This is a genomic window from Cyanobacterium sp. HL-69, assembly GCA_002813895.1.
Classification (GTDB): Bacteria; Cyanobacteriota; Cyanobacteriia; order Cyanobacteriales; family Cyanobacteriaceae; genus Cyanobacterium.
Genome location: CP024912.1, coordinates 1,619,761 through 1,640,864, shown reverse-complemented (window position 1 = coordinate 1,640,864; position 21,104 = coordinate 1,619,761). Strand labels below are relative to the sequence as shown.

16 protein-coding genes are annotated in these 21,104 nt (G+C 39.8%); 3 read left to right on the top strand and 13 right to left on the bottom strand.

Features of this window, described 5'->3' with window-relative positions; translation table 11 throughout:
- Positions 1-176: 176 nt before the first annotated feature.
- From AA637_RS07540 to hisG, 3 genes are all read right to left on the bottom strand, one after another.
- The gene (locus AA637_RS07540; RefSeq protein ID WP_069789964.1) at positions 177-410 is read right to left on the bottom strand and encodes a DUF4327 family protein; all 234 of its coding nucleotides are present in this window, start codon (positions 408-410) and stop codon (positions 177-179) included.
- 149 nt (positions 411-559) lie between these two features.
- Positions 560-2,140, bottom strand: a complete 1,581-nt coding sequence (locus AA637_RS07535; RefSeq protein WP_446682231.1) for a glycoside hydrolase family 3 N-terminal domain-containing protein — start codon at positions 2,138-2,140, stop codon at positions 560-562.
- A gap of 180 nt (positions 2,141-2,320) precedes the next feature.
- The gene (hisG, locus tag AA637_RS07530) at positions 2,321-2,953 is read right to left on the bottom strand and encodes an ATP phosphoribosyltransferase (RefSeq protein WP_446682230.1); all 633 of its coding nucleotides are present in this window, start codon (positions 2,951-2,953) and stop codon (positions 2,321-2,323) included.
- 424 nt (positions 2,954-3,377) lie between these two features.
- On the opposite strand from hisG, the gene AA637_RS07525 reads away from it, so the two are divergent.
- Positions 3,378-7,607: a choice-of-anchor I family protein gene (locus AA637_RS07525; protein WP_446682229.1), complete on the top strand. Its 4,230-nt coding sequence runs from the start codon at positions 3,378-3,380 to the stop codon at positions 7,605-7,607.
- Positions 7,608-7,674: 67 nt separating this feature from the next.
- Here the strand turns inward: AA637_RS07525 and AA637_RS07520 are convergent, their stop codons facing one another.
- From AA637_RS07520 to petM, 8 genes are all read right to left on the bottom strand, one after another.
- A complete protein-coding gene (locus tag AA637_RS07520; RefSeq protein WP_446682228.1) occupies positions 7,675-8,313 on the bottom strand; it encodes a HEAT repeat domain-containing protein in 639 nt (212 codons plus the stop codon).
- A 9-nt stretch (positions 8,314-8,322) separates the two neighbouring features.
- Positions 8,323-8,610, bottom strand: coding sequence for a DUF7734 family protein (locus tag AA637_RS07515; protein ID WP_069789968.1), 288 nt, complete (start codon positions 8,608-8,610; stop codon positions 8,323-8,325).
- Positions 8,611-8,622: 12 nt separating this feature from the next.
- Positions 8,623-9,216 (bottom strand): DUF3177 family protein, encoded by a 594-nt coding sequence (locus AA637_RS07510; RefSeq protein WP_446682227.1) that lies wholly within the window; start codon positions 9,214-9,216, stop codon positions 8,623-8,625.
- An 80-nt stretch (positions 9,217-9,296) separates the two neighbouring features.
- Positions 9,297-9,521, bottom strand: coding sequence for a CP12 domain-containing protein (locus AA637_RS07505; RefSeq protein WP_446682226.1), 225 nt, complete (start codon positions 9,519-9,521; stop codon positions 9,297-9,299).
- A gap of 324 nt (positions 9,522-9,845) precedes the next feature.
- Positions 9,846-10,964 (bottom strand): glycosyltransferase, encoded by a 1,119-nt coding sequence (locus AA637_RS07500; RefSeq protein ID WP_446682225.1) that lies wholly within the window; start codon positions 10,962-10,964, stop codon positions 9,846-9,848.
- A 104-nt stretch (positions 10,965-11,068) separates the two neighbouring features.
- The gene (gene tkt / locus AA637_RS07495; protein WP_446682224.1) at positions 11,069-13,081 is read right to left on the bottom strand and encodes a transketolase; all 2,013 of its coding nucleotides are present in this window, start codon (positions 13,079-13,081) and stop codon (positions 11,069-11,071) included.
- 224 nt (positions 13,082-13,305) lie between these two features.
- Positions 13,306-14,223, bottom strand: a complete 918-nt coding sequence (gene thyD, locus AA637_RS07490) for a thylakoid membrane protein ThyD (RefSeq protein WP_446682223.1) — start codon at positions 14,221-14,223, stop codon at positions 13,306-13,308.
- 56 nt (positions 14,224-14,279) lie between these two features.
- Positions 14,280-14,390 (bottom strand): cytochrome b6-f complex subunit PetM, encoded by a 111-nt coding sequence (petM, locus tag AA637_RS07485; protein WP_069789973.1) that lies wholly within the window; start codon positions 14,388-14,390, stop codon positions 14,280-14,282.
- 241 nt (positions 14,391-14,631) lie between these two features.
- Here petM and AA637_RS07480 point away from each other — a divergent pair, with 241 nt between their 5' ends.
- Positions 14,632-15,795 (top strand): GuaB3 family IMP dehydrogenase-related protein, encoded by a 1,164-nt coding sequence (locus tag AA637_RS07480; protein ID WP_446682222.1) that lies wholly within the window; start codon positions 14,632-14,634, stop codon positions 15,793-15,795.
- A 223-nt stretch (positions 15,796-16,018) separates the two neighbouring features.
- Here AA637_RS07480 and hemE read toward each other — a convergent pair whose 3' ends face one another.
- Positions 16,019-17,056, bottom strand: a complete 1,038-nt coding sequence (gene hemE / locus AA637_RS07475; RefSeq protein WP_446682221.1) for a uroporphyrinogen decarboxylase — start codon at positions 17,054-17,056, stop codon at positions 16,019-16,021.
- A 298-nt stretch (positions 17,057-17,354) separates the two neighbouring features.
- Between hemE and AA637_RS07470 the strand changes: the two genes are divergently transcribed.
- Positions 17,355-19,628, top strand: a complete 2,274-nt coding sequence (locus AA637_RS07470) for a DUF3769 domain-containing protein (protein ID WP_446682220.1) — start codon at positions 17,355-17,357, stop codon at positions 19,626-19,628.
- A 97-nt stretch (positions 19,629-19,725) separates the two neighbouring features.
- Here AA637_RS07470 and AA637_RS07465 read toward each other — a convergent pair whose 3' ends face one another.
- Positions 19,726-20,976: an acetylornithine/succinylornithine family transaminase gene (locus AA637_RS07465; RefSeq protein ID WP_446682219.1), complete on the bottom strand. Its 1,251-nt coding sequence runs from the start codon at positions 20,974-20,976 to the stop codon at positions 19,726-19,728.
- Positions 20,977-21,104 lie beyond the last annotated feature (128 nt).

Here is a 21,104-nt window from a genome sequence, read left to right as displayed (position 1 = left end):
AAATTTTACTTAATTGTTTTTAAACCATTTTGACTTGAATTACCGACAAATATATCGCCTCAACCTGGGTCTTTAGCAATCGTTTTTGCAAAATTGTTCTTATCTAAGTAGTTTATAAAAAAACTTATAAAGTTTTATCAATGAGTAAATTAAGAGCTAAATAAAACTAACTAATTTTAGTCATTGTCCCATTGTTCTGAGGAAACTAAATCACCGATTTGGTCTCTCAATAAATAATCACATTTCTCAAGTTCACATTCTACACACACCCACTCTCTGGCAGGAATGTATTGACAAAGGATATAAATGGGCTGATGACGACTGACAGTGCCTTTTTCTACTAACTGTCTTACTTCGTCTTTGATCATGTCGATGGAATATCTGGTGGCAGTTTTTTCTAGGGTTTTCATCTGCTTTTTCCTCGTTGATTGATTTTATCTACTCTTCACTATAGTCTAACTTATGAAAATCAGAAATAAAGTCCTTCTGTATAATTTATTACATTATCTTAAGATTTTCTATGGATGTCTTTGTAGATATAGGTTTTTTGTAATTTATGTTACAGAAAGTTTCCTTTAGTGATGTCAAGGTTTGTTGATAATTGAAACATTTTGTTACAAATGGTTCGTTGTGCGATCGCCATTTGTCCATAGGAAAAGCCCCATGGTATGGGTGTTGGAATCTGATTTTTAAACCAATCTAGGACATAAGGACTACCATAAACCATTATTCCCTGTAGGTGATGATTTTCGAGGATTTGTTCATAGGCTTTAAGGGCGATCGCACTTAGTCCAGCAGTACCACGAAAAGGATTACCACGGACAAAAACTTGGAGAATAAAAGGCTCAGTAATTAGTTGATTTTCCCAAATATAGAGGTTACATTGGTCAAATACTTGGGCATGATAACCGAAGCTGTCAGGAATGGTGATAGAGGGACTTTGCCGATCCAAGAAATCACAGTTTAAAAGGTTATTTACTACTACTAAATTTATGCCTTTATCTAACCCTACAATAGGTTTTAACACACTTGTCTGGTTACTTTTGACTAAAATTTCATTTATTACCTGTTGAGAGTCGTTAGTACTAATATCAACGAAAGAAAAAGACTCTTGAGACTTAAATAATTTTTCCTTAGCTTTGGATACCCTTTGTAAACTTTCATCAATGCGATGTTCGCTGATTTCGCCCTTTTCCACCGCCTCGATGATAGAGTGAATGGCTACTACGGGATTTTCTGGCATTAATAAAATATCTGCCCCTGCCTGTAGCGCTTTGACTGCAATTTTTTCAGGGGGTGCATATTTCGCCACTCCTCCCATGATGAGGGCATCGGTGACAATTAAACCTTCAAAACCCATATTATGTCTTAATTCCTCCGTCAAGATACGGTGAGAAAGAGTGGCAGGATTTTGATTATCATAGGCACTAACTAACAAATGTGCTGTCATAATAGCATCAACGTTAAGGGCGATCGCCCCTTGAAAAGGTACTAACTCTATTTTCTCTAACCTTGCCTGAGAATGATTAATTACAGGTAAATCCAAATGGGAATCTGTAGAAGTATCCCCATGACCAGGAAAATGTTTCGCCCCATTGAGGATAGGGTATGATTGAGTACCCCGAATAAAAGCCGAACTTAACTCCTTTACCACCTCTGGATTATCCCCAAAAGCCCGAACATTGATAACAGGATTATCAGGGTTATTATTCACATCCACTACAGGGGCAAAAATCCAATTAACCCCAATACAAAGAGCTTCTTTGGCGGTAATTTTACCCATTTCCTCAGCATACTTTTTGGCTAACTCCAAATCATCCTGAGCAATTTGTGCCAATGCCATGGGAGGGGGAAACCAAGAAGCACCCGTAAATCTTTGTCCCACTCCTTCCTCGATGTCTGCAGCTACCAATAAAGGTGTTTTTGCCCATTGATTTAACTGTTTAGTGCGTTGAGCAATTTCTGCACAACTTCCCCCCAAAAGAATGACCCCACCAATGTTATATTCAGATAACCATGTCTGCAATTGTTGCTGGTTGGCTTCCCATGCAGGATAGCGAATTTGATGATCAAATAAATAGCCTGTGGTGCGTACAACTATTAATTGTCCTATTTTTTCTTTTAAGGATAGGTTTTTCATGGAATGTTATGGTTTTGGGGAGATGTGTACGTGTTTTGCCCCCTAAATTCTCCAATGTTGGGAAACTTTTTTTGTCAATAAAGGGTTTGTTTGCCTTACGAAAACTAAAAAAAATTTGAATTTAATTCCCCCCTTATTAAGGGGGGTTAGGGGGGCTCATATCCTTATAATGGATGTTAATTATTTACTTGCCGTCATTTGTTTGACAAAATCACCAATACTATCACGGTTGAGACGATAGAGAAGGGGATTCGCAACCAGATAGGCACTACTTTCAAAAAGGACATCGATTTCTACCAAACCATTTTCCCGTAAAGTTTTGCCCGTAGAGACTAAATCGACAATCGCCTCTGACATTCCCGTAATGGGGCCTAATTCTACCGAGCCATATAAAGGTACAATTTCCACAGGTAAATCCAAGGCTCTAAAATGCTCTTTTGCACAGTTAACGAACTTTGAAGCGACGATGCCATGGGCTGGTATATCAACTGATTTACGATAGGGGCTATCCTTTGGCACTGCCACAGACATCCGACAATAGCCAAATCCTAAATCCGCTAGGTGAGCAATGTTCGCTTTTTTCTCCTTCAGGACATCATAACCTGCAATACCGAGATGGGCTTGACCATATTCTACATATACGGGAACATCTTGCGCCCTGACCAATAAGGCTTTGGCTACTCCCGTGGGATCTTCGATTTGCAGTTGACGGTTACTAGATGATAGAAATAGGCTGAAATCTAGCCCTGCCTTTTGACATAGTTCGATACTGTCTTTTAGTAATGCGCCTTTAGGAAGTGCGATCGTTAACATGGATTTACTTTTGCAATGGTGACTCAACCAATTATTAACTAAAATCTGTCATCACACAATGGGTTATTTGATGGTGATGGGGAGTAGGGGAGATGAGGGGTAAGGGAGTTAGGATAATAATGGTTGGATTATTTATTGTTCGGCATTGCTGATTTTGAGTATGAAACACTATTGAATTACAGTAAATGTCTAGTATTAAAACTATACTATTATGACCATTGCCTATTGCCCATTGCCCATTCCCTATTGCCAAACTAAACTAAAAATCATACCTTAATTCACCAACACCTTTCTTCTTAATCATCTCTTATTCAAAATTTAATTATTCGTTAAACCTTTCAGAGTACTTTTCAGGGTACTTTGTTAGACAGTACAGATAATACTGAGCCAGTATTTTGAGACTACAATTAATCTATAAATCACGATGACTATAAATCTTAATCGCATCAGTACCTATAATACGGGTCTTTTTGATGAAAGCGCAGCAGAAATTCCTGCTTATGACCCTACAACCCAAAGGTTGTTTGTAGTGAATGCTCAATCAGCTTCGGTGGATGTTTTGGATTTAAGCGATCCTACACAGCCTACGAAAATTGGGGAAATTGTGGGAAGCAACTTGGGTGGTGTTATTAACAGTGTCGCCATCAACAATGGTATCGTTGCGATCGCCCTTGAAGCCAATGTTAAAACTGATCCTGGCAGTATAATTTTATTTAACTCTAACAGTGATTTTAGTTCCGCTATTAATCCTATCGCCAGTTTTGGGGTTGGAGCATTACCTGACATGGTCACTTTTACCCCCGATGGAACTAAAATATTAGTAGCCAATGAAGGAGAACCCAATGACTACAATACAGAAGCGTCTATCGATCCAGAGGGTTCAATCAGTATCATTGACATCAGTAATGGGATAGCTAACGCCACCGTTACCACTGCTGATTTCAATGCCTTTGATGATCAAAAAGATCAATTAATTAGTCAAGGGGTAAGAATTTTTGGACCTAATGCCACAGTTTCTCAAGATTTAGAACCCGAATATATTACCATTTCTGCGGATTCTACCACCGCTTATGTGGCTTTACAGGAAAACAACGCTTTAGCGGTGGTGGATATTGCTTCTAGTACCGTTACTAATATAATTCCCCTTGGGTTTAAAGATCATAGTTTAACGGGTAATGAGCTAGATGCTAGTAACCGTGATGATGCCATCAATATTCGTAACTGGCCAGTGAAAGGAATGTTTCAGCCCGATGCGATCGCCTCTTACACCGTTGACGGCATGAACTACATTGTCACCGCCAACGAAGGGGATGCCAGAGATTATGATAACTTCAGTGAAGAAGCAAGGGTAGGAGATTTAAACCTTGATCCCACAGTCTTCCCTAACGCTGCACAGTTACAAGAAAATAGTCAATTAGGACGTTTAAACATTACCACTACCCTAGGGGATGCTGATGGTGATGGGATTTATGAAGAAATATATGCTTACGGTGCACGTTCTTTTTCCATCTGGGATGAATCTGGGAACCTAGTATTTGATAGCGGTAGTGAATTTGAAAATATCGTTGCCCAAGAAATCCCCGAATACTTCAACAGTAACAACGATGATAATGATTCCTTTGATGCTCGTTCCGATGACAAAGGGCCAGAACCGGAAGGAGTAACAATTGGAGAAATAAACGGCACTCCCTATGCCTTCATTGGCCTAGAAAGGGTAGGCGGTATTATGGTATATGATATTAGTGATCCCACTGATGCTCAGTTTGTTCAATATATCAACAACCGTGATTTTACCGTAGATGCTCAATTGGAAGATGGTTCTTCCAATCCAGCAGCAGGGGATTTAGGACCAGAGGGTTTAGTTTTTATCAGTGCTGATGATAGCCCCAATGGTGTTCCTTTATTGGTGGTTTCCAACGAAGTGAGTGGCTCCACTAGCGTTTATGAAATAGAACCAAAACCCTTCAGTTTACAAATCCTTCATGCTTCGGATCAAGAAGCTGGTATTCCAGCATTACAAGATGCCATCGGTTTTTCAGCCGTAATGAATGCCTTAGATGCCCGTTATGAAAATACCTTGAAACTCACTTCTGGTGACTTATTTATCGCTGGCCCCTTCTTTAATGCTAGTTCAAACATTTATGGACAACAAGGCATTGCAGACATCTTAGTTCAAAATGCCTTAGGTTGGGATGCGGCTGCTGTTGGTAATCATGAATTTGACGCGGGACCTAGTGCTTTCTATAATGCGATCGCCCCTGACTTTTTCATTGATGGAGTCGGTATTGATCCTGAAACGGGTTATGAGGGAGCATTGTTCCCCTACTTAGCTACCAACCTAGACTATTCCACCGATAGCTCTGATTTGAAAGATTTAGTAGTAGAATCTGGTCAAGCACCTCAACCCAATAGTCTAACTGAAAGTGTGGTAATTGATGTTAATGGTGAAGAAGTGGGGGTTATTGGGGCGGTCGTGCCTTATCTTCCTCAAATTGCCAATATCGGTGGTATCACCATGTTAACTAATCCCACCAGTCGAGATATTGAAGTTAACGCCCAAAATTTGGCAAATAATATTCAACCCTTTGTGGATGAATTAGTAAATCAAGGCATCAATAAAATAGTCTTGATGACTCACTTACAACAGTTTGAGATTGAACAGGCTTTGGCCACTAAACTCACTGACGTTGATATTATCATGGGCGGTGGTTCTAATCGTGTCATGGCCAATGATGACGATATTTTGCGTGAAGATGAAACTCAAGTAGCTCCCGAATTATTACAACCTTATCCCCAAGTATTCCAAGATGCGGATGGTAATGATGTTTACTTAATTAATACAGGGGCGAATTATCGTTATTTAGGGCAATTAATCATCGATTTTGATTCTGAAGGTCAAATTATTGAAATTGGTGATGATAGCGGTACTTTCGCCACGGATATTGCAGGGGTTGATCGTCTGTATGAAGAAGATATTACTACTTTTGAGCAAGTAAAAGCAGTTGCTAATCCAGACTTAGTAGCCGTTGTCGATAACGTAGGTAACTTCATTAATGGCAAAGATGGCATTATTTTTGGTAATTCAGAAGTATGGCTTAACGGTTTTCGTTCTAGTGTGCGCACGGAAGAAACCAATTTAGGTAACTTAACCGCTGATGCTAACCTCTGGTATGCCGAACAATATGGCTTTGACATCGATATTTCCGTTAAAAATGGTGGCGGTATCCGAGATCAAATAGGGGTATCTTTCATTGATGGTGGCACAAATGAATTAGTGCAATTACCTCCCCAAGCTAATCCTGCCGTAGGCAAAGAAGAAGGAGATATTTCGGTATTAGATATTGAAAATTCCTTACGTTTTGATAATAAACTCTCCGTTGCCGATATTTCAGCCCAAGGTATCAGAGATTTAGCAGAGCATTTTGTGGCACAATGGGCAGAAGGTGCAACCCCCGGGCAATTCGGGCAAATTGGTGGTTTTAGCTTTAGTTTTGACCCTGATAATACACCCATCGAGTTTACCCGTGATGATAACGGCGATGCCACTGGGGTAGCAGTAGCAGGGGAAAGAATCCGAAACCTCGTCTTAAACCGTGAAGATGGTACTCAAGAGGCGATCGTTATTAATGGTGAATTAGTAGTTGATCCCAATAGTACCTATAAAATGGCAATTTTGGATTTCTTAGCCACTGGAGGTGATGGCTATCCCGCTTTCTATTTTGAAAATGTTGTCACCCTAGATAGTTTAACGGTGGATAATTTACCTAATAATTCTGACCTACCTATTGGCGGAGAGCAAGATGCATTAGCAGAATATTTAGCAGAATTTCATCCCGATGCAGATCGAGCTTTTAATCAAGCTGACACTCCTATTGAAGAAGATACTCGTATCCAAAACCTCAATTTCCGTAACGATTCCTTGATAAATAATTCTGGCTCTGGCGGAGGCGGAGGGGGTAATAACAACCAAGGGGACAATAATAATGTAGATGATAACGTTAGTTTTACCGTGCAAGAAGTTGGCAACGGAGAAGGTATCGTCATTAATCTATCTCAAAACCCTCAAAATGTCACTGTCAGAGTAGAGGATAATATCTTAAATCGCACCGATGCCAGTTTCCATAACATTATTGGCTTATATCAAGTACAAAATGTCAATGGATCTATTTTCGATACTTTCGATTCTAACAATAACGGCTCTACCACTGATTTATTAAATCCGGGTGATGAAGGTTATGCCTTTACTGCTGTTTCTAATGCGGTTAATAACTTTAATCTTGAATTAGGGGCAGATGGAGATCCCAATAAAAATACCAACGCTGATGCCTTTGGTGATGCTTTACTACAAGGGGGAAGAATTTATGCTCCTTTCATCATTACCAATGCGGGTAATTTAATTCCTGATGAGGGTAGTATTCGAGATGGTATCAATGCTTTTCTAGAGCTTAATCCTTCAAATGTGGGTGCAACTCTGGAAAACTTTGACACTGATATTGTCGCTTACTTTAGTTATCTAGGTGCTAATCCTGATAATTCTGCTCACATCCGTAGTTTGGGTAATAATATCTTTGGATTTGAAGATTTGCCAGGTAATTTAGGAGTAAGTGATTTCGACTTTAATGATGCAGTGGTTAGGTTTGCTCCTGTTGTTTAATCAATCAAAAATTAATCTTATTTACTTTTAGTTATTAGCCCCTCTCCCCATGGTGAGGGGTTTTTTATTATTTTTCTGCGAGGGTTTTTAGGGCCAATTTTGAGCGGGTTTTGATGGCTATTTCTTCATCATCCTGAAGATTGATTAAGGTTTGTCGGATGGTATTCTTCATCCCTTGATTATCCATGGCAACATAAAGATTAGTCAGGGAAACCACGGTGGCATAACGTACTACCCATTCACCATCTTGGGCCGTAATGAGGAGGGTATCTAATACTCTTTGTTGGGCTTGGGATAGGTTTTCGGAGGTCATTTTGTCCCATGTGATACTTCCTAGGCCTTTGGTGGCCGCTCTTCTAACACTGAGGGAAAAGTCACTACTGGCGGCTTTTAGTAACAAGTCTAGCCCACGAGGATCGCCAATGCCTGCAAATACTCTGATAGCCCATGCCCTTGCCCCATAGTTGTAATCGTCAACGTTTTCGAGAAGGGAGGTTATGGCGGTTTCCCCTAGGGCGATTAATCCTTCTGTGGCAGCTACGGCAGCACCGGGGTTATTAAATGCTAAAACTTCGATGAGAGTAGGAATGGCTAGGGGCGATCGCACTTTAGCCAAATTACTAACCGCTAAAAATAATGAGGAGGACGAATCCGCCTTTTCTACAGCTTTGATTAAATCGTTGATAGGGGTAATAGTTTCTGTCATGGTCAATTTTTAGGACAAAAAGTTTGCTTCAAATTGTGCAGGGGTCAAATTTTGTTCAATATATTGGGGACTTATGGGGTTGTAAGGGGCTTGGAGTAGATCAATAGATGAAATTAACCCAGAGGATGATAACACAGGCAAATCTGGGTCATATTCTGTGGCTCCTGTCAGACAACTAGAAAAACCCCTAAAGGTCATAATTTCAAGGTTTTCTCCATTTTCTTCGGCTCTGATTATGATCACAAAATGGGGGTTTTCCTTGGTATATTCTTCAATGTTTAAGAGTAAATTATTCATTATCCATTGTTTTTATTGCTCAATGGCAATTCTACCTTGTTTAATTAAACGAAAAGCGAGGAAGTAAAGTAAGTAAATGGTGTAGATAATCAAACCAGATATTCCCAAAAAGCCAAGAAATCCTGTGGTAGCATTGGGATGAAACCAACTTTTATAATGCCATGGCGCTTCTAACCATGCACGGCAAACCTTCTCCACCGCCGCATCTTCGGAAAAAGTACATCGTAAAAAAGGTGCAAAGGCAATCGCCCCTAGGGTACCATAAATAGAAGTTGCCCAGCGCCATGAAGTGAGCAGCAAACGCAAAGGGCTTTTGGGTAAATCTCGAATTTCGTCATTAATATCCACCCAAAACCAAAGACTAATTACAATCAAAATATGACCCACAAACCAAGCTAAATAACCCAGTTGCCATACAGGAATAAATAAATAAATGGCGATCGCCAATAAACTAGCAACTCGCCAAAAAATCAACAATAACCTTTGAATCGAAGCAATATTAGAGAATAAGCCCCAAATAGAAAGACAAAGAGGAAAAAATAAACAGAAAACCAAAAATAACTTGTAATTAGTCCAAACCAAAGCCCTTAATAAGGTATCTTCCATAATAAAAAATTTTAATATTCACCACAAAAAGAGGTGGGATAACCCCACCCCTAGCTTTTATTAAACAATAAATTGACCGATTAGTCGTCATAGATACGACACTCAGCCGCATCAGGGTTATCTTCACAATATTGCTCTAAAGAATTTTTCTTTTTGTCTCCCTGTTGTTGGTGGGAAGCCTCAGCTTGTAGCTCCTCTACTGCATCCCAAGCAGCGGCACAGTCACCAGAGGTTGCACCTTCAGTGCTACATACTTCCCTAGCCTGTTTTAATTCTTCTTGAATTTGATCTTGTATGTTGCTCATAGTTTAATACCTTATGATTTTCTTATACCTTTATAGCTTATAACAGAATTAAGATCTTTGTTATAGGGATAATTCTACTACGGTGACACACTCCTAGAAAGAATCAAAGATAGTATTTTAGGCTGTTAAGACTTTTATAAATAAAGGGTTTAAACCCCTTGCCTAAATCGATTTAATTATGCCTACTTACTTAGGTTTATCGCAAATACAGCAATAATGCCATTGATAAAATAGCATTTCAAAAACTTTATTCAGGTAATTTATGATAGTCCGTATAATTTATGATAGTCCGTATTATCACATCCTCATTCTCAAGATTGTTGGTTAAACGAAAAAACTATCTACAAAATTTTTAATATCTCGATAAAACTTTTCCTGTGAAAATAAATTTTTTCGACCGTCCAATATACTCCTTAATCTATCTTTTTTTTCCTGACTTTTAAGGACATTAATAATTTTTTTCACACCATCTTTCTCCTTCTCAAAAAATAACTCCGTATTCTCTAATCCTACAATTTCCATTTGTCCTCCTCTGCTTTTAACAAAAGGAATTGCTCCCGCTTTCATCATTTCTGCCACCGAGATACCAAAAGGTTCAAATTTAAAATGAATACCATACTTACACTTATTCAAAACTTGAGTATATTCCTGATAACTTAAATTCTCATATAAAGTTACCCAATCACTATTTTCTTTCACTACTTTCTTTAAAAAACGATAATATTTGCTTTTATAAACACTGCTTGTTCCCCCAGTCAAATATAACTTGATATTAAAACCTTTTTGTCTTACTTCTTTAAGCATATTTAAGGCTCGATGAGGTGCTTTTTCCATTACTAAACGCCCACTACAAATAAATGCATTTTCTTTTTCTTCCCAAGGAATCTGTGAGTCTTCGAGCATAACGCAAGGATAAATAACCGTTGAATCTAAGCCGTATACTTCTTTTACTGCATCGGCAGTAAAATTAGAATTGGTAATAGAAATATTTTCTTTTATTTGTTGTTTGGAAAATCTAAATATTTTAGACAAAAATTTATTTTGATCTTCAACTACCTTAACCCAATGTAAATATTGAATTCCTTTTTTTCCTAAGTCAACCGCATTGTATCCTGAAAATAGAAGATCATAGTTATTTTTTTCATACTTCATTTTTGCAATGACAGAATACAGTATCAAAGATCTAAAAAAATTATTATTTGATGATAAATAACTAAGAAATTTAGCTAAAGGATAGGATAAGATATAATTTATTTTTATATTATTCTGAATAATATTAGTGCTATAAAATTGATTTAACTTATTAATATTTACATCTACAAAAGTGAATATAGTTACTTCATAATCATATTGTAAAGCATCTACTATTCCTAGTTCTACTGCTTCTGCTCCGCCCCCTGCAAAGTAAGGAGCGTAAACTGCAATCTTTTTTTTATCTACCATTATTAAGTAATATTTTATATCAGCAAAAAAGTCACTAAAGGCTTTTAACTTATCATAGTCAATTTTGCCCTTAGTGACTTAAAAAATTAATCAGTTAACAGAAATTAACCAAGGATAGATTTAGCTTTAGCAACAACATTATCAACAGTGAAACCAAATTTTTCCATGACAACTCCACCAGGAGCAGATGCACCATAGGTGTTGACACCGATACATAATCCTTCATCACCTACAAAACGTTCCCAACCAAAAGTAGTACCAGCTTCAACGGAAATACGTTTTCTGATGGCTTTGGGTAATACAGATTCTTTGTACTCGTCGCTTTGTTTGTCGAATAGTTCTACACAAGGCATGGAAACCACACGAACTTTCAAGCCTTCTGATTTTAGTTTCTCGGCGGCATCCACACAAAGAGAAACTTCGCTACCAGTACCGATGAGGATTAAATCTAATTCTTCGGGGGGGAAACCACAGGCTACCACATAACCGCCTTTGGCTACTCCTTCGATGGAAGAACCTGCGAGGTTAGGTAAACCTTGACGGGTTAAGGCCATGAGGGAAGGGGTTTTCTTGGTTTCGATCGCCACTTTGTACGCCCCAGAAGTTTCGTTACCATCTGCAGGACGGAATACCATTAAATCAGGGATTAAACGTAAAGAGGCAACGTGTTCAACGGGCTGGTGAGTAGGACCATCTTCACCCAAAGCGATAGAATCGTGAGTCATTACCCAGATAGCCTGTGCTTCGGAAAGGGCAGAAAGACGGATGGAGTTTCTCATGTAGTCAGTGAATACCAAGAAAGTAGCACCGTAAGGAATTAAACCTGTGTTGTGAAGGGCAATACCGTTACAGATGGCACCCATGGCGTGTTCCCTAACTCCAAAGTGGATGTTACGATTTTCGTAAGCACCTTTTTGGAAATCACCAGAGATTTTTAATTGAGTTAAGTTGGAGTGAGTTAAATCCGCAGAACCACCTACTAACTGAGGTAATACTTCAGAAATAGCATTTAAACAAATTTCAGAGTGTTTACGACTAGCCAAGGCTTTATCTTCGGGGGTGTAGGTAGGAAGACAATCTGCCCAATTTTCGGGAAGTTTACCCGAGGTGATGGTTTCAAATTCCTTGGCTTCGGTGGGGTATTTTGATTTGTAGGTAGCGAGGGTTTCATTCCACTGGGCTTCTAAATCAGCACCTTTTTCTCCAGCTTTTTTGAAATGATCATAAGCATCTTGGGGAACGACAAAAGGTTCGTAATTCCAACCGAGGTTTTTACGGGTTGCATCTACTTCATCACCACCTAAAGCGGCACCGTGTACCCCTGCGGTATTGGCTTTTTTGGGAGAACCATAACCGATGGTGGTGGTTACTTTGATCATAGTAGGTTTGTCGGTGACAGATTTTGCTTCTTCGATCGCCTTTGCGATCGCATCTAAATCACTATTACCATTTTCCACATGGAGAACATGCCAACCGTAAGCCTCAAAACGCTTGGAAACATCTTCGGTGAAAGCGATGTCGGTAGAACCATCAATGGAGATGTGGTTATCATCATATAAAGCGATGAGTTTACCTAAGCCCCAGTGACCAGCGATAGAGGCCGCTTCCCCAGAAATACCTTCCATATTACAACCATCACCCATGATTACATAGGTGTAATGGTCAATGAGAGTACAGTCGGGTTTGTTGTATTTAGCAGCCAAATGAGCTTCAGCAAGGGCTAAACCAACACCATTGGCAATACCTTGACCCAAAGGGCCTGTAGTAACTTCAATCCCTGCAGTTACGAAGTTTTCAGGGTGTCCAGGAGTTCTGGATTTCCACTGACGAAATTGTTTAATATCTTCGATAGTTACGCTATCATAACCGTATAGGTGCAACAAAGAATATTGAAGCATAGAGCCATGACCCGCAGAAAGTACGAAGCGATCGCGGTTAATCCATTGAGGATTTTTAGGGTTAAACTTCATGAATTGATCCCATAGCACAAAAGCCATAGGAGCGGCTCCCATAGGTAAACCGGGGTGTCCAGATTTTGCTTTTTCTACCCCATCAATGGAGAGAAAACGAATTGCGTTAACGCAAAGTTCTTGAATAGATTGGGTTGCAACCACCATAATTATTTTTTTTACTAGATTTAATAAAAATTGTTAGAGAATTTACCGTTTATCTTCTCATTGTTTAGCAGAGATCGCAAGTTTTCGCCACAACAATTATATACAGTTGTCGAAAAGATGTTTTCCCGAAGGGAAAGAACGGGGAATGATTGATAGGCAATGATTTCCCCATTTTTGTTCTGTCACTTAATATCCGTAACTTGTTATTTTTTGATAATTATTGATTAATCAACAATGTCCTTTAGAGCAGGTTTGAGATCAGCATATTGGAAGTTATAGCCCATTGTCTCCATGGTTTTTTCTGGTAATACCTTTTGTCCTTCCAATACCACTTTCGCTCCGTCTCCCAATAGTAATTCGAGGGCAAAACCAGGAACAGGCAACCATGAGGGACGATTCATCACCTCCCCTAAAGTACTGCACAATTGAGTCATCGTCACAGGATAAGGAGCAGTAGCATTAAAAGTTCCTTCGATACTACTATCGGCGATCGCCTTTACCAATAAATTAACCAAATCATCGATATGAACCCAAGAAAACCACTGTTTTCCTTCTCCAATGGGGCCCCCTGCAAAAATTTTAAAAGGAGGAATCATTTTAGCCAAAGCGCCGCCATCTCCCAAAACAATACCAAGACGAAAGATAACTAAACGCACATCCGCTTCCTTCACCTTCTGGGCTTCCTCCTCCCATGCCACACATACCTTCGCCAAAAAATCATCCCCCGCAGGACTAATTTCAGTGTAGGTATCCGTTTCGCTAGTACCATAAAAACCTATCGCCGAAGCATTAATAAGAAAAGAAGGTTTTTGCTCACAAGATTCGATACCCTCAACAATATTTCTCGTACCTAGCTGACGACTATCAAAAATTTCTTGTTTATAACTAGGATTCCATCTTTCAGCGATGGGAGCCCCTGCCAAATTAACCACCCCATCACAACCATCAAGTTGTTTTTGCCAATCTCCAGACTGTTTGGGGGTATAACTGACATATTCCAAATTAGATTGTAAGTTGCTAGGAAAAACCGATCTTGCCTTATCAACATTACGGGTTAGAACAACAATTTGGTGATTTACCGCCAGTTTTTTAACCAACTCTTTGCCCACAAATCCCGTGGCGCCGGTAATAGCAATTTTCATAAAAACTTTTTATTTTATATAAGCAAAAATAACCTAACACCCAACCAAGCCTAATATTATTCAGCTTCTCCAGTAATTTTTAAAAGCAAAAAGCCCCAAGCCAAACCTACTAATACAACACTAAAACAAAGAATTGCCCCACCAAACAACATACTTTCAGCAGTCATGATCTAATATCTCCTGATTAATTATTAACTTATTTATCTCAACAATTATATCCTAACCCTTTACCCTAGGAAAATTAAAGCTCCATAGTAATCGCTAAACTCACAAAAAAACCAATGATATTGATCACTCAACACAACAAAATTAATAACTCCTCATCGTCCATTATTCCTATCTTGCCTAAAGATGTCAAAATTTGATAATCTAAGCAAATAACTTATAGCAGAAAATATAAATATTAAAGTGGAAATCGCAATTGGTCGTGGAAAAACAGCTCGTCGAGCTTACGGTATAGATGAAATCGCCTTAGTACCGGGGATGAGAACCCTAGACCCTATATTAGCAGATACAAAAGTAGAATTAGGGGGCATTGAAAGAGAAATTCCCATTATTGCCAGTGCCATGGATGGTGTAGTTGACGTAAAAATGGCAGTGTTACTCTCCGAATTAGGATCTATGGGAGTGCTTAATCTTGAAGGCATTCAAACCCGTTACGAAGATCCTAACCCTATTTTAGACCGTATTGCCTCTGTGGGTAAGTCTGAGTTTGTGGGCTTAATGCAAGAATTATATAGTGAGCCTGTAAAACCTGAGTTGATCAAAAAAAGAATTAGCGAAATCAAAGAAAAAGGGGGCATTGCGGCAGTTAGTTTAACTCCTGCAGGGGCGGCTAATTATGGCGATGCGGTAGCTGAAGCGGGGGCAGATGTTGTCTTTATTCAAGCCACGGTAGTATCCACTGCACACCTTTCCCCTGAATCTATTGATCCTTTAGATTTAGCTGATTTTTGTGAAAAAATGCCCATGCCCGTATTCCTCGGAAACTGTGTTACCTACGAGGTGGCTATGAATTTGATGAAAGCAGGGGCTGCTGGAGTCTTGGTCGGTATTGGACCTGGGGCTGCTTGTACTTCCCGTGGTGTTTTAGGGGTAGGTATTCCCCAAGCGACAGCAGTGGCTGATTGTGCGGCGGCTAGGGATGATTTCCACAGAGAAACTGGTAAATATGTATCTATCATTGCTGATGGTGGTATCATCACTGGGGGAGATATTTGTAAATGTATCGCCTGTGGTGCGGATGCGGTGATGATTGGTTCTCCCATTGCTCGTAGTGCTGAGGCTCCTGGACGTGGGTTCCACTGGGGTATGGCAACTCCTAGCCCTGTGTTGCCCCGTGGTACTCGTATTAATGTAGGTACTACTGGTACTATTGAGGAAATTTTAACTGGTCCTGCAAAACTAGATGATGGTACTCACAATTTACTGGGCGCTCTTAAAACCAGTATGGGTACTTTGGGAGCTAAGGACATCAAGGAAATGCAACAGGTTGAGGTGGTTATTGCTCCTTCTCTGTTGACTGAAGGTAAGGTATATCAAAAGGCTCAACAGTTAGGGATGGGTAAGTAGTTTAACGGGAATTGATAATTGAGAATGAATAGTTGATAATGGTGCTTTTTGGGTGTTTTCAATATCCCCTAATTGTTTTGATTTATCCAGCGCACCTTAATCCATATAAATAATTTTTATAGTAACCCTTCTCTTTCGGGAGAGGGGCTTTTTTTACCCAATTCTACCCCTCTGCCTTCGGCATCTCCCCTTGAAAGGGGAGAAGGAAACTTATGTTTTTTTATTAGTAGCGGATACTTTTGGCAGTTTCAAAGAAAACTCTAACATGGTCTTCTGGAGTACCGACTAAGACACCATGACCTAAGTTCATGATATGTCCTTGGTTTCCTGCTTGTTTGACGGTGTCATGGACTCTAGCTTTGATAAATTCGGGGGAACCGAATAGGGTGCCTGGATCCATATTACCTTGCACTTTCATGTCTTGTCCTAGTCTGGCTCTGGCTTGGGCCATATCGACTGTCCAATCAACGCTGACAATATCTACTCCTGATTGACCCATTTTTTCTAGGACTCCAGCACTACCGCTGATATAGAGAATTAGGGGAGTGTCGGGGTGGGTTTCTTTTACTTGTCTTACTACTCTTTGTTGATAGGGTAGGGCAAAAATTTGATAGTCTTGGGGGCTGAGTTGTCCTGCCCAGGAGTCGAATAGTTGGACTACTTGCGCTCCGCAGTCGATTTGATAGCGCACATAAACGGCGATCGCATCGGCTATTTTACCAAGTAATTTATGTAATATTTCAGGCTCTGAAAACGCCATACTCTTGATGATGGAGTAATTTTTAGAGCTTTTACCTTCAATGGCATAGGCGGCTAAAGTCCAAGGAGAGCCTACAAAACCTAGTACGGTGGATTTGTTGCCCACTTCGGAGCGAAGGGTTTTTAAAATAGTTTTTATAAAGGGTAATGATTCTTCGGGATCTAGGGGGCGTAGATTCTCGATTTGTTCTAAACTACGGATGGGAGGATCGATGATAGGCCCTTTGCTTTCGATGATGTCGAAGGGGATACCCATACCGGGTAACGGTGTAAGGATGTCGGAAAACATGATCACTCCGTCAGGTTGAAATGCTCTCCAAGGTTGTAGGGAGATTTCGATGGCAAGATCTGGATTTTCTGAGCGTTCCCGAAAATTGGGATATTTATCTCTTAAATCTCTATATACTTTCATATAACGTCCCGCTTGACGCATCATCCACACGGGAGGGCGATCGCCATTTTCTCCCCTTGCAACCCTTAATAAAAGAGGTAAATCGCTCATTAGATATATATTTTTTATCTCAAATTTTAGTGCAACACTCAGCTTATCATTAGACCTATTTTTTCTCCAAGAAATGTTAAGATTATTTGCGGAAAACCTGACGAGGAGGGATATTATTGCTCTGTTACAAAAAGAAATGGGTTATGGGCAACAGAGAATAGTACAAAGAATTGATTAAAAATGTCAATTAATGATTTAGCATAGTTTTTTATGACTTGAAATTTTGGGCTAAAAGTATTAAATATTGTTGAATAACAATGGCTCACTCTCAAAAAAAATTAGTGGAAAATTAACCAAGATGATTCCGATTTTTACTAGCTCCCTCGTTGCCTTTTCCCCTGCTAATGTTGATTTTCAAGAGGAGTTGACAACCATTAACAAGAATACTCCTGTGGTCGAAGAAACCATGGACATTACGGAAAATAATCAGAAAATTCCTCTACTTTCCCAAGATTTAGAATATGATTTAGGTCATTTACCTTTTCAAAACTTACCCATTTCGGAATCATCTTCATGGACAGTGGCACAAACCACAAATACTAATTCTCCAACGGTTCTGACTATCGATGATGAGACGGTGCGATTAGTTGCCACGGAAAGGGGAGGAGAACAATATCAGTTTGATTTTAATAAAAACTCTGATTCTTTTCAGGTAGCCCAAGAAACTGATGACGAGAATCCGACTATTATCAGTGATGATTTAGCTAATGTGGTGGAAATTGTCGCCGATGAACAGGAATTTTCCGATCAAGATAATGTTGTGACGGCAAGGGGAAATGTGGTGATTCGCTTTGCTAATGGGGTTTTGAGTGCTGATCAAGTTTCCGTTAATCTTGATACGAGAATTGCTGTGGCGCAAGGGGATGTATCCCTTGTCAGGGGAGAACAACTTTTAAGGGGCGATCGCTTCGAGTACTTTTTTGTGCAAAATGAAGGTACCATCCAAAATGCTCGGGGAACAATTTTTCAACCCACCCTTGATGAGGATGTCAGTATAGGAGATACATCCATTGTTCAACCTTCTTTACCTTTTTCTGGGCAAATCAGAGCAAATCAACCTATTACCCAAGTACAATCTAGTGGCTCTCTAAACCTTCTTTTGGGTAGTGAGCAAGACTTGGAAGCCTTACAAAGTCGATTGGGTATTCCCGTTACCGAAGAAGATGAAACTATTACTCGACTCAGATTTGAGGCCGAAAGAGTTGATTTTGATGGTCGGGATTGGAAAGCCTTTAATATAAGAGTAACCAATGACCCTTTTTCCCCCCCTGATTTGGAGGTGAGGGCTAGTGAAGCGAGGTTAACTAATATTAGTCCTTTTCGGGATGACTTGAGTGCTGATAATGCTAGGGTGGTTTTAGATCAAACTCTTTCTTTACCTCTGTTTTTTAGCCAGTTTACTTTTAGCTCTCGTCGTCGTCGTCCTTTCTTTTTCTCGGTGGGTTTTGATGGAGAGGATTTGGGGGGTTTATTTATTGAAAGAGATTTTAATATTTATGATGAGAATGATATTGTTCTAAGTATTACTCCTCAATTTTTGGTGCAACGGGCTTTATTTCCTGATTCCATTGAAGATACTAATATCCCTAATCCCGAAGATAATGGAGGTTTGACCAATCCTTCTAGTTATGGGTTGGTGGTAAAGTTGGATGCTACTTTCAGTGAGCGCACAGAGTTAATTTCTACTACCCACCTAACGGGATTAGATTTGGAGAATTTTAATGATCGTCTTCGGGCTAATATCAGCCTTAACCATAAAATTGGTGATTTGGCGAACCCCTATCGTTTAACGGGGGAGTTTACCAGCAGAGAAAGGTTATTTAACGGCTCTTTAGGTTTTCAGACGGTGGAAAGAAGTATTGGGGCGATTATTACTTCTCCTAACATTCCCTTGGGAAATAGTGGTTATGGTTTAGTTTATCAAGGTTCACTGCAAAATATTACGGCGGATACGGATAGGGTTGAATTGTTGGGTAATGGCGATCGCACTGATAATGAAACTAACCTTACCCGCGCCCAAGCCGCCGCCTTAATTAATGGTAATATCTTTCTTTGGAGAGGTGAAGCCTTGCCTCCAACCCCCAACGAGGGATTGAAATATACTCCTGCACCCCTAACCCCTTTTGTGGCAGTCACCAACGGTTTAACCGCCATCGGTAACTATTACAGTAACGGAGATACCCAAGGCTCATTAACTGCCAGTGTGGGATTACAAGGACAATTTGGGAACTTTTCCCGCAAAACCTTTGATTATACTGGTTTTAATGTTACTTATAGCCAAGGTTTAGCCAACAGTAACTCCCCATTTCTTTTTGATCGTTTTGCTGATACCCGTGTGTTATCCGTGGGCTTGAATCAACAAGTATATGGGCCTGTGAGGGCTGGTTTTCAAACCTTTATTAACCTCGACACCGATGAGGCCATTAGCACCGATTATATTCTTGAATATAGTCGTCGTGCCTATGGTATTCTTTTACGCTATAACCCTGTCTTGGAAATTGGTTCAGTAAATTTCCGCATTAGTAACTTCAACTGGTCAGGAGATACTACATCTTTTGATGGTAGGGATTAGATTTAATGGATAATTGAGGATGAATAATTGTCAAAGTTTACAACTTAATCCTTAATAAAGAGATTGGGGGGACGTTCCATCAAACGCCCCTATGCAACTAGACTAAATCCTTCAGGGTTTGTTCTAAAATATCAGCCCCTTGGTCAATTTCTTCACTGGAAATGATTAAAGGAGGTACAAAACGAATTACTTTAGGCCCTGCGGGGGCTAGCAATAAACCTTTTTCCATGGCTTTTTTAACTACTTCAATGGAGGTTAAATCGGCATCGGCTTTGATTTCAATACCGTTAATTAAACCCCAACCTCTCACTTCTTCAAATATTTGAGGATAGGCAGTTGCAATCGCCCTTAAGCGGGTTCTAAGTTGTTCTCCACGGGCCTGAACATTTTGTAAAATACCCCCACTCTCGACAGTTTCTAGCACCTTGAGAGCCGCCGCACAAACGAAGGGATTCCCGCCGAAGGTACTAGCATGGTTGCTAGGTTCAAAAACATCACAACTAGCTTTACACATCATTGCCCCGATGGGGATACCCCCAGCCAATCCTTTAGCACTGGTGAAAATATCAGGCTCAACCCCCAGATTTTCGTAGCCCCACATTTTTCCTGTGCGTCCTACTCCCACTTGCACCTCATCAAACACCAGAAGAATGCCCGTATCATCGCATATTTTTCTGAGTCTGAGGAAGTAGTCCAAATCCCCAGGGCGCACACCGCCTTCCCCTTGTAAAGGTTCTATCATGATAGCAGCTACACGGCGATCGCCCTCATCAATATCAGTAATAGCTTCCTCTACCGCACGAATATCATTATAGTTTACATATTCAAACCCTGGAACTAAAGGCTGGAAGTGCTTTTGATACTTGGGTTGTCCCGTTGCCGTGACAGTCGCCAAAGTCCGTCCATGAAAACTAGACTTCGCCGTTAAAATTACAGGCTCTTCTAAAAATTCTAATACCGTATGGGCATATTTTCTTACTAATTTAATTGCCGCCTCATTGGCTTCTGCCCCAGAATTACAAAAGAAAACCTTATCCGCACAGGAATTTTCTACAATCTTTTTTGCTAATGCTCCCTGTTCAGGAATATAGTAAAGATTAGAAACATGATGAAGTTTTTTGATTTGCTCAGTAACCGCTTCAATTAAAGCAGGATGTCCATGGCCAAGGGTACAAGTCGCAATTCCTGCTACAAAATCAAGATATTCTTTTCCTTCCGTATCCCACAACTTACAGCCTTCTCCTTTTTCGATAGTTACAGGAAAACGCCCATAGGTGTTCATTACGTATTTATCAAAAGTGTCTCTTTCCGTTACGTCAAAGCTAGATGTTAAAGTTGCCGTGCTCACAAATTAAACTCCTTAAATTTTCTTAAAGACTTTTTTACTGTTTAAATATTAATAATTAACTTTTATTGTGTCACATTAACTTTTATTCGACTGCCAATGGTAAGGAATTGAAGACAATTTAACAACCG

Excerpts from the sequence above, each read along its gene's own strand:
- AA637_RS07540 (WP_069789964.1), bottom strand. The coding sequence starts at position 410 with ATGAAAACCCTAGAAAAAACTGCCACCAGATATTCCATCGACATGATC.
- AA637_RS07535 (WP_446682231.1), bottom strand. The coding sequence starts at position 2,140 with ATGAAAAACCTATCCTTAAAAGAAAAAATAGGACAATTAATAGTTGTA.
- hisG (WP_446682230.1), bottom strand. The coding sequence starts at position 2,953 with ATGTTAACGATCGCACTTCCTAAAGGCGCATTACTAAAAGACAGTATC.
- AA637_RS07525 (WP_446682229.1), top strand. The coding sequence starts at position 3,378 with ATGACTATAAATCTTAATCGCATCAGTACCTATAATACGGGTCTTTTT.
- AA637_RS07520 (WP_446682228.1), bottom strand. The coding sequence starts at position 8,313 with ATGACAGAAACTATTACCCCTATCAACGATTTAATCAAAGCTGTAGAA.
- AA637_RS07515 (WP_069789968.1), bottom strand. The coding sequence starts at position 8,610 with ATGAATAATTTACTCTTAAACATTGAAGAATATACCAAGGAAAACCCC.
- AA637_RS07510 (WP_446682227.1), bottom strand. The coding sequence starts at position 9,216 with ATGGAAGATACCTTATTAAGGGCTTTGGTTTGGACTAATTACAAGTTA.
- AA637_RS07505 (WP_446682226.1), bottom strand. The coding sequence starts at position 9,521 with ATGAGCAACATACAAGATCAAATTCAAGAAGAATTAAAACAGGCTAGG.
- AA637_RS07500 (WP_446682225.1), bottom strand. The coding sequence starts at position 10,964 with ATGGTAGATAAAAAAAAGATTGCAGTTTACGCTCCTTACTTTGCAGGG.
- tkt (WP_446682224.1), bottom strand. The coding sequence starts at position 13,081 with ATGGTGGTTGCAACCCAATCTATTCAAGAACTTTGCGTTAACGCAATT.
- thyD (WP_446682223.1), bottom strand. The coding sequence starts at position 14,223 with ATGAAAATTGCTATTACCGGCGCCACGGGATTTGTGGGCAAAGAGTTG.
- petM (WP_069789973.1), bottom strand. The coding sequence starts at position 14,390 with ATGACTGCTGAAAGTATGTTGTTTGGTGGGGCAATTCTTTGTTTTAGT.
- hemE (WP_446682221.1), bottom strand. The coding sequence starts at position 17,056 with ATGAGCGATTTACCTCTTTTATTAAGGGTTGCAAGGGGAGAAAATGGC.
- AA637_RS07470 (WP_446682220.1), top strand. The coding sequence starts at position 17,355 with ATGATTCCGATTTTTACTAGCTCCCTCGTTGCCTTTTCCCCTGCTAAT.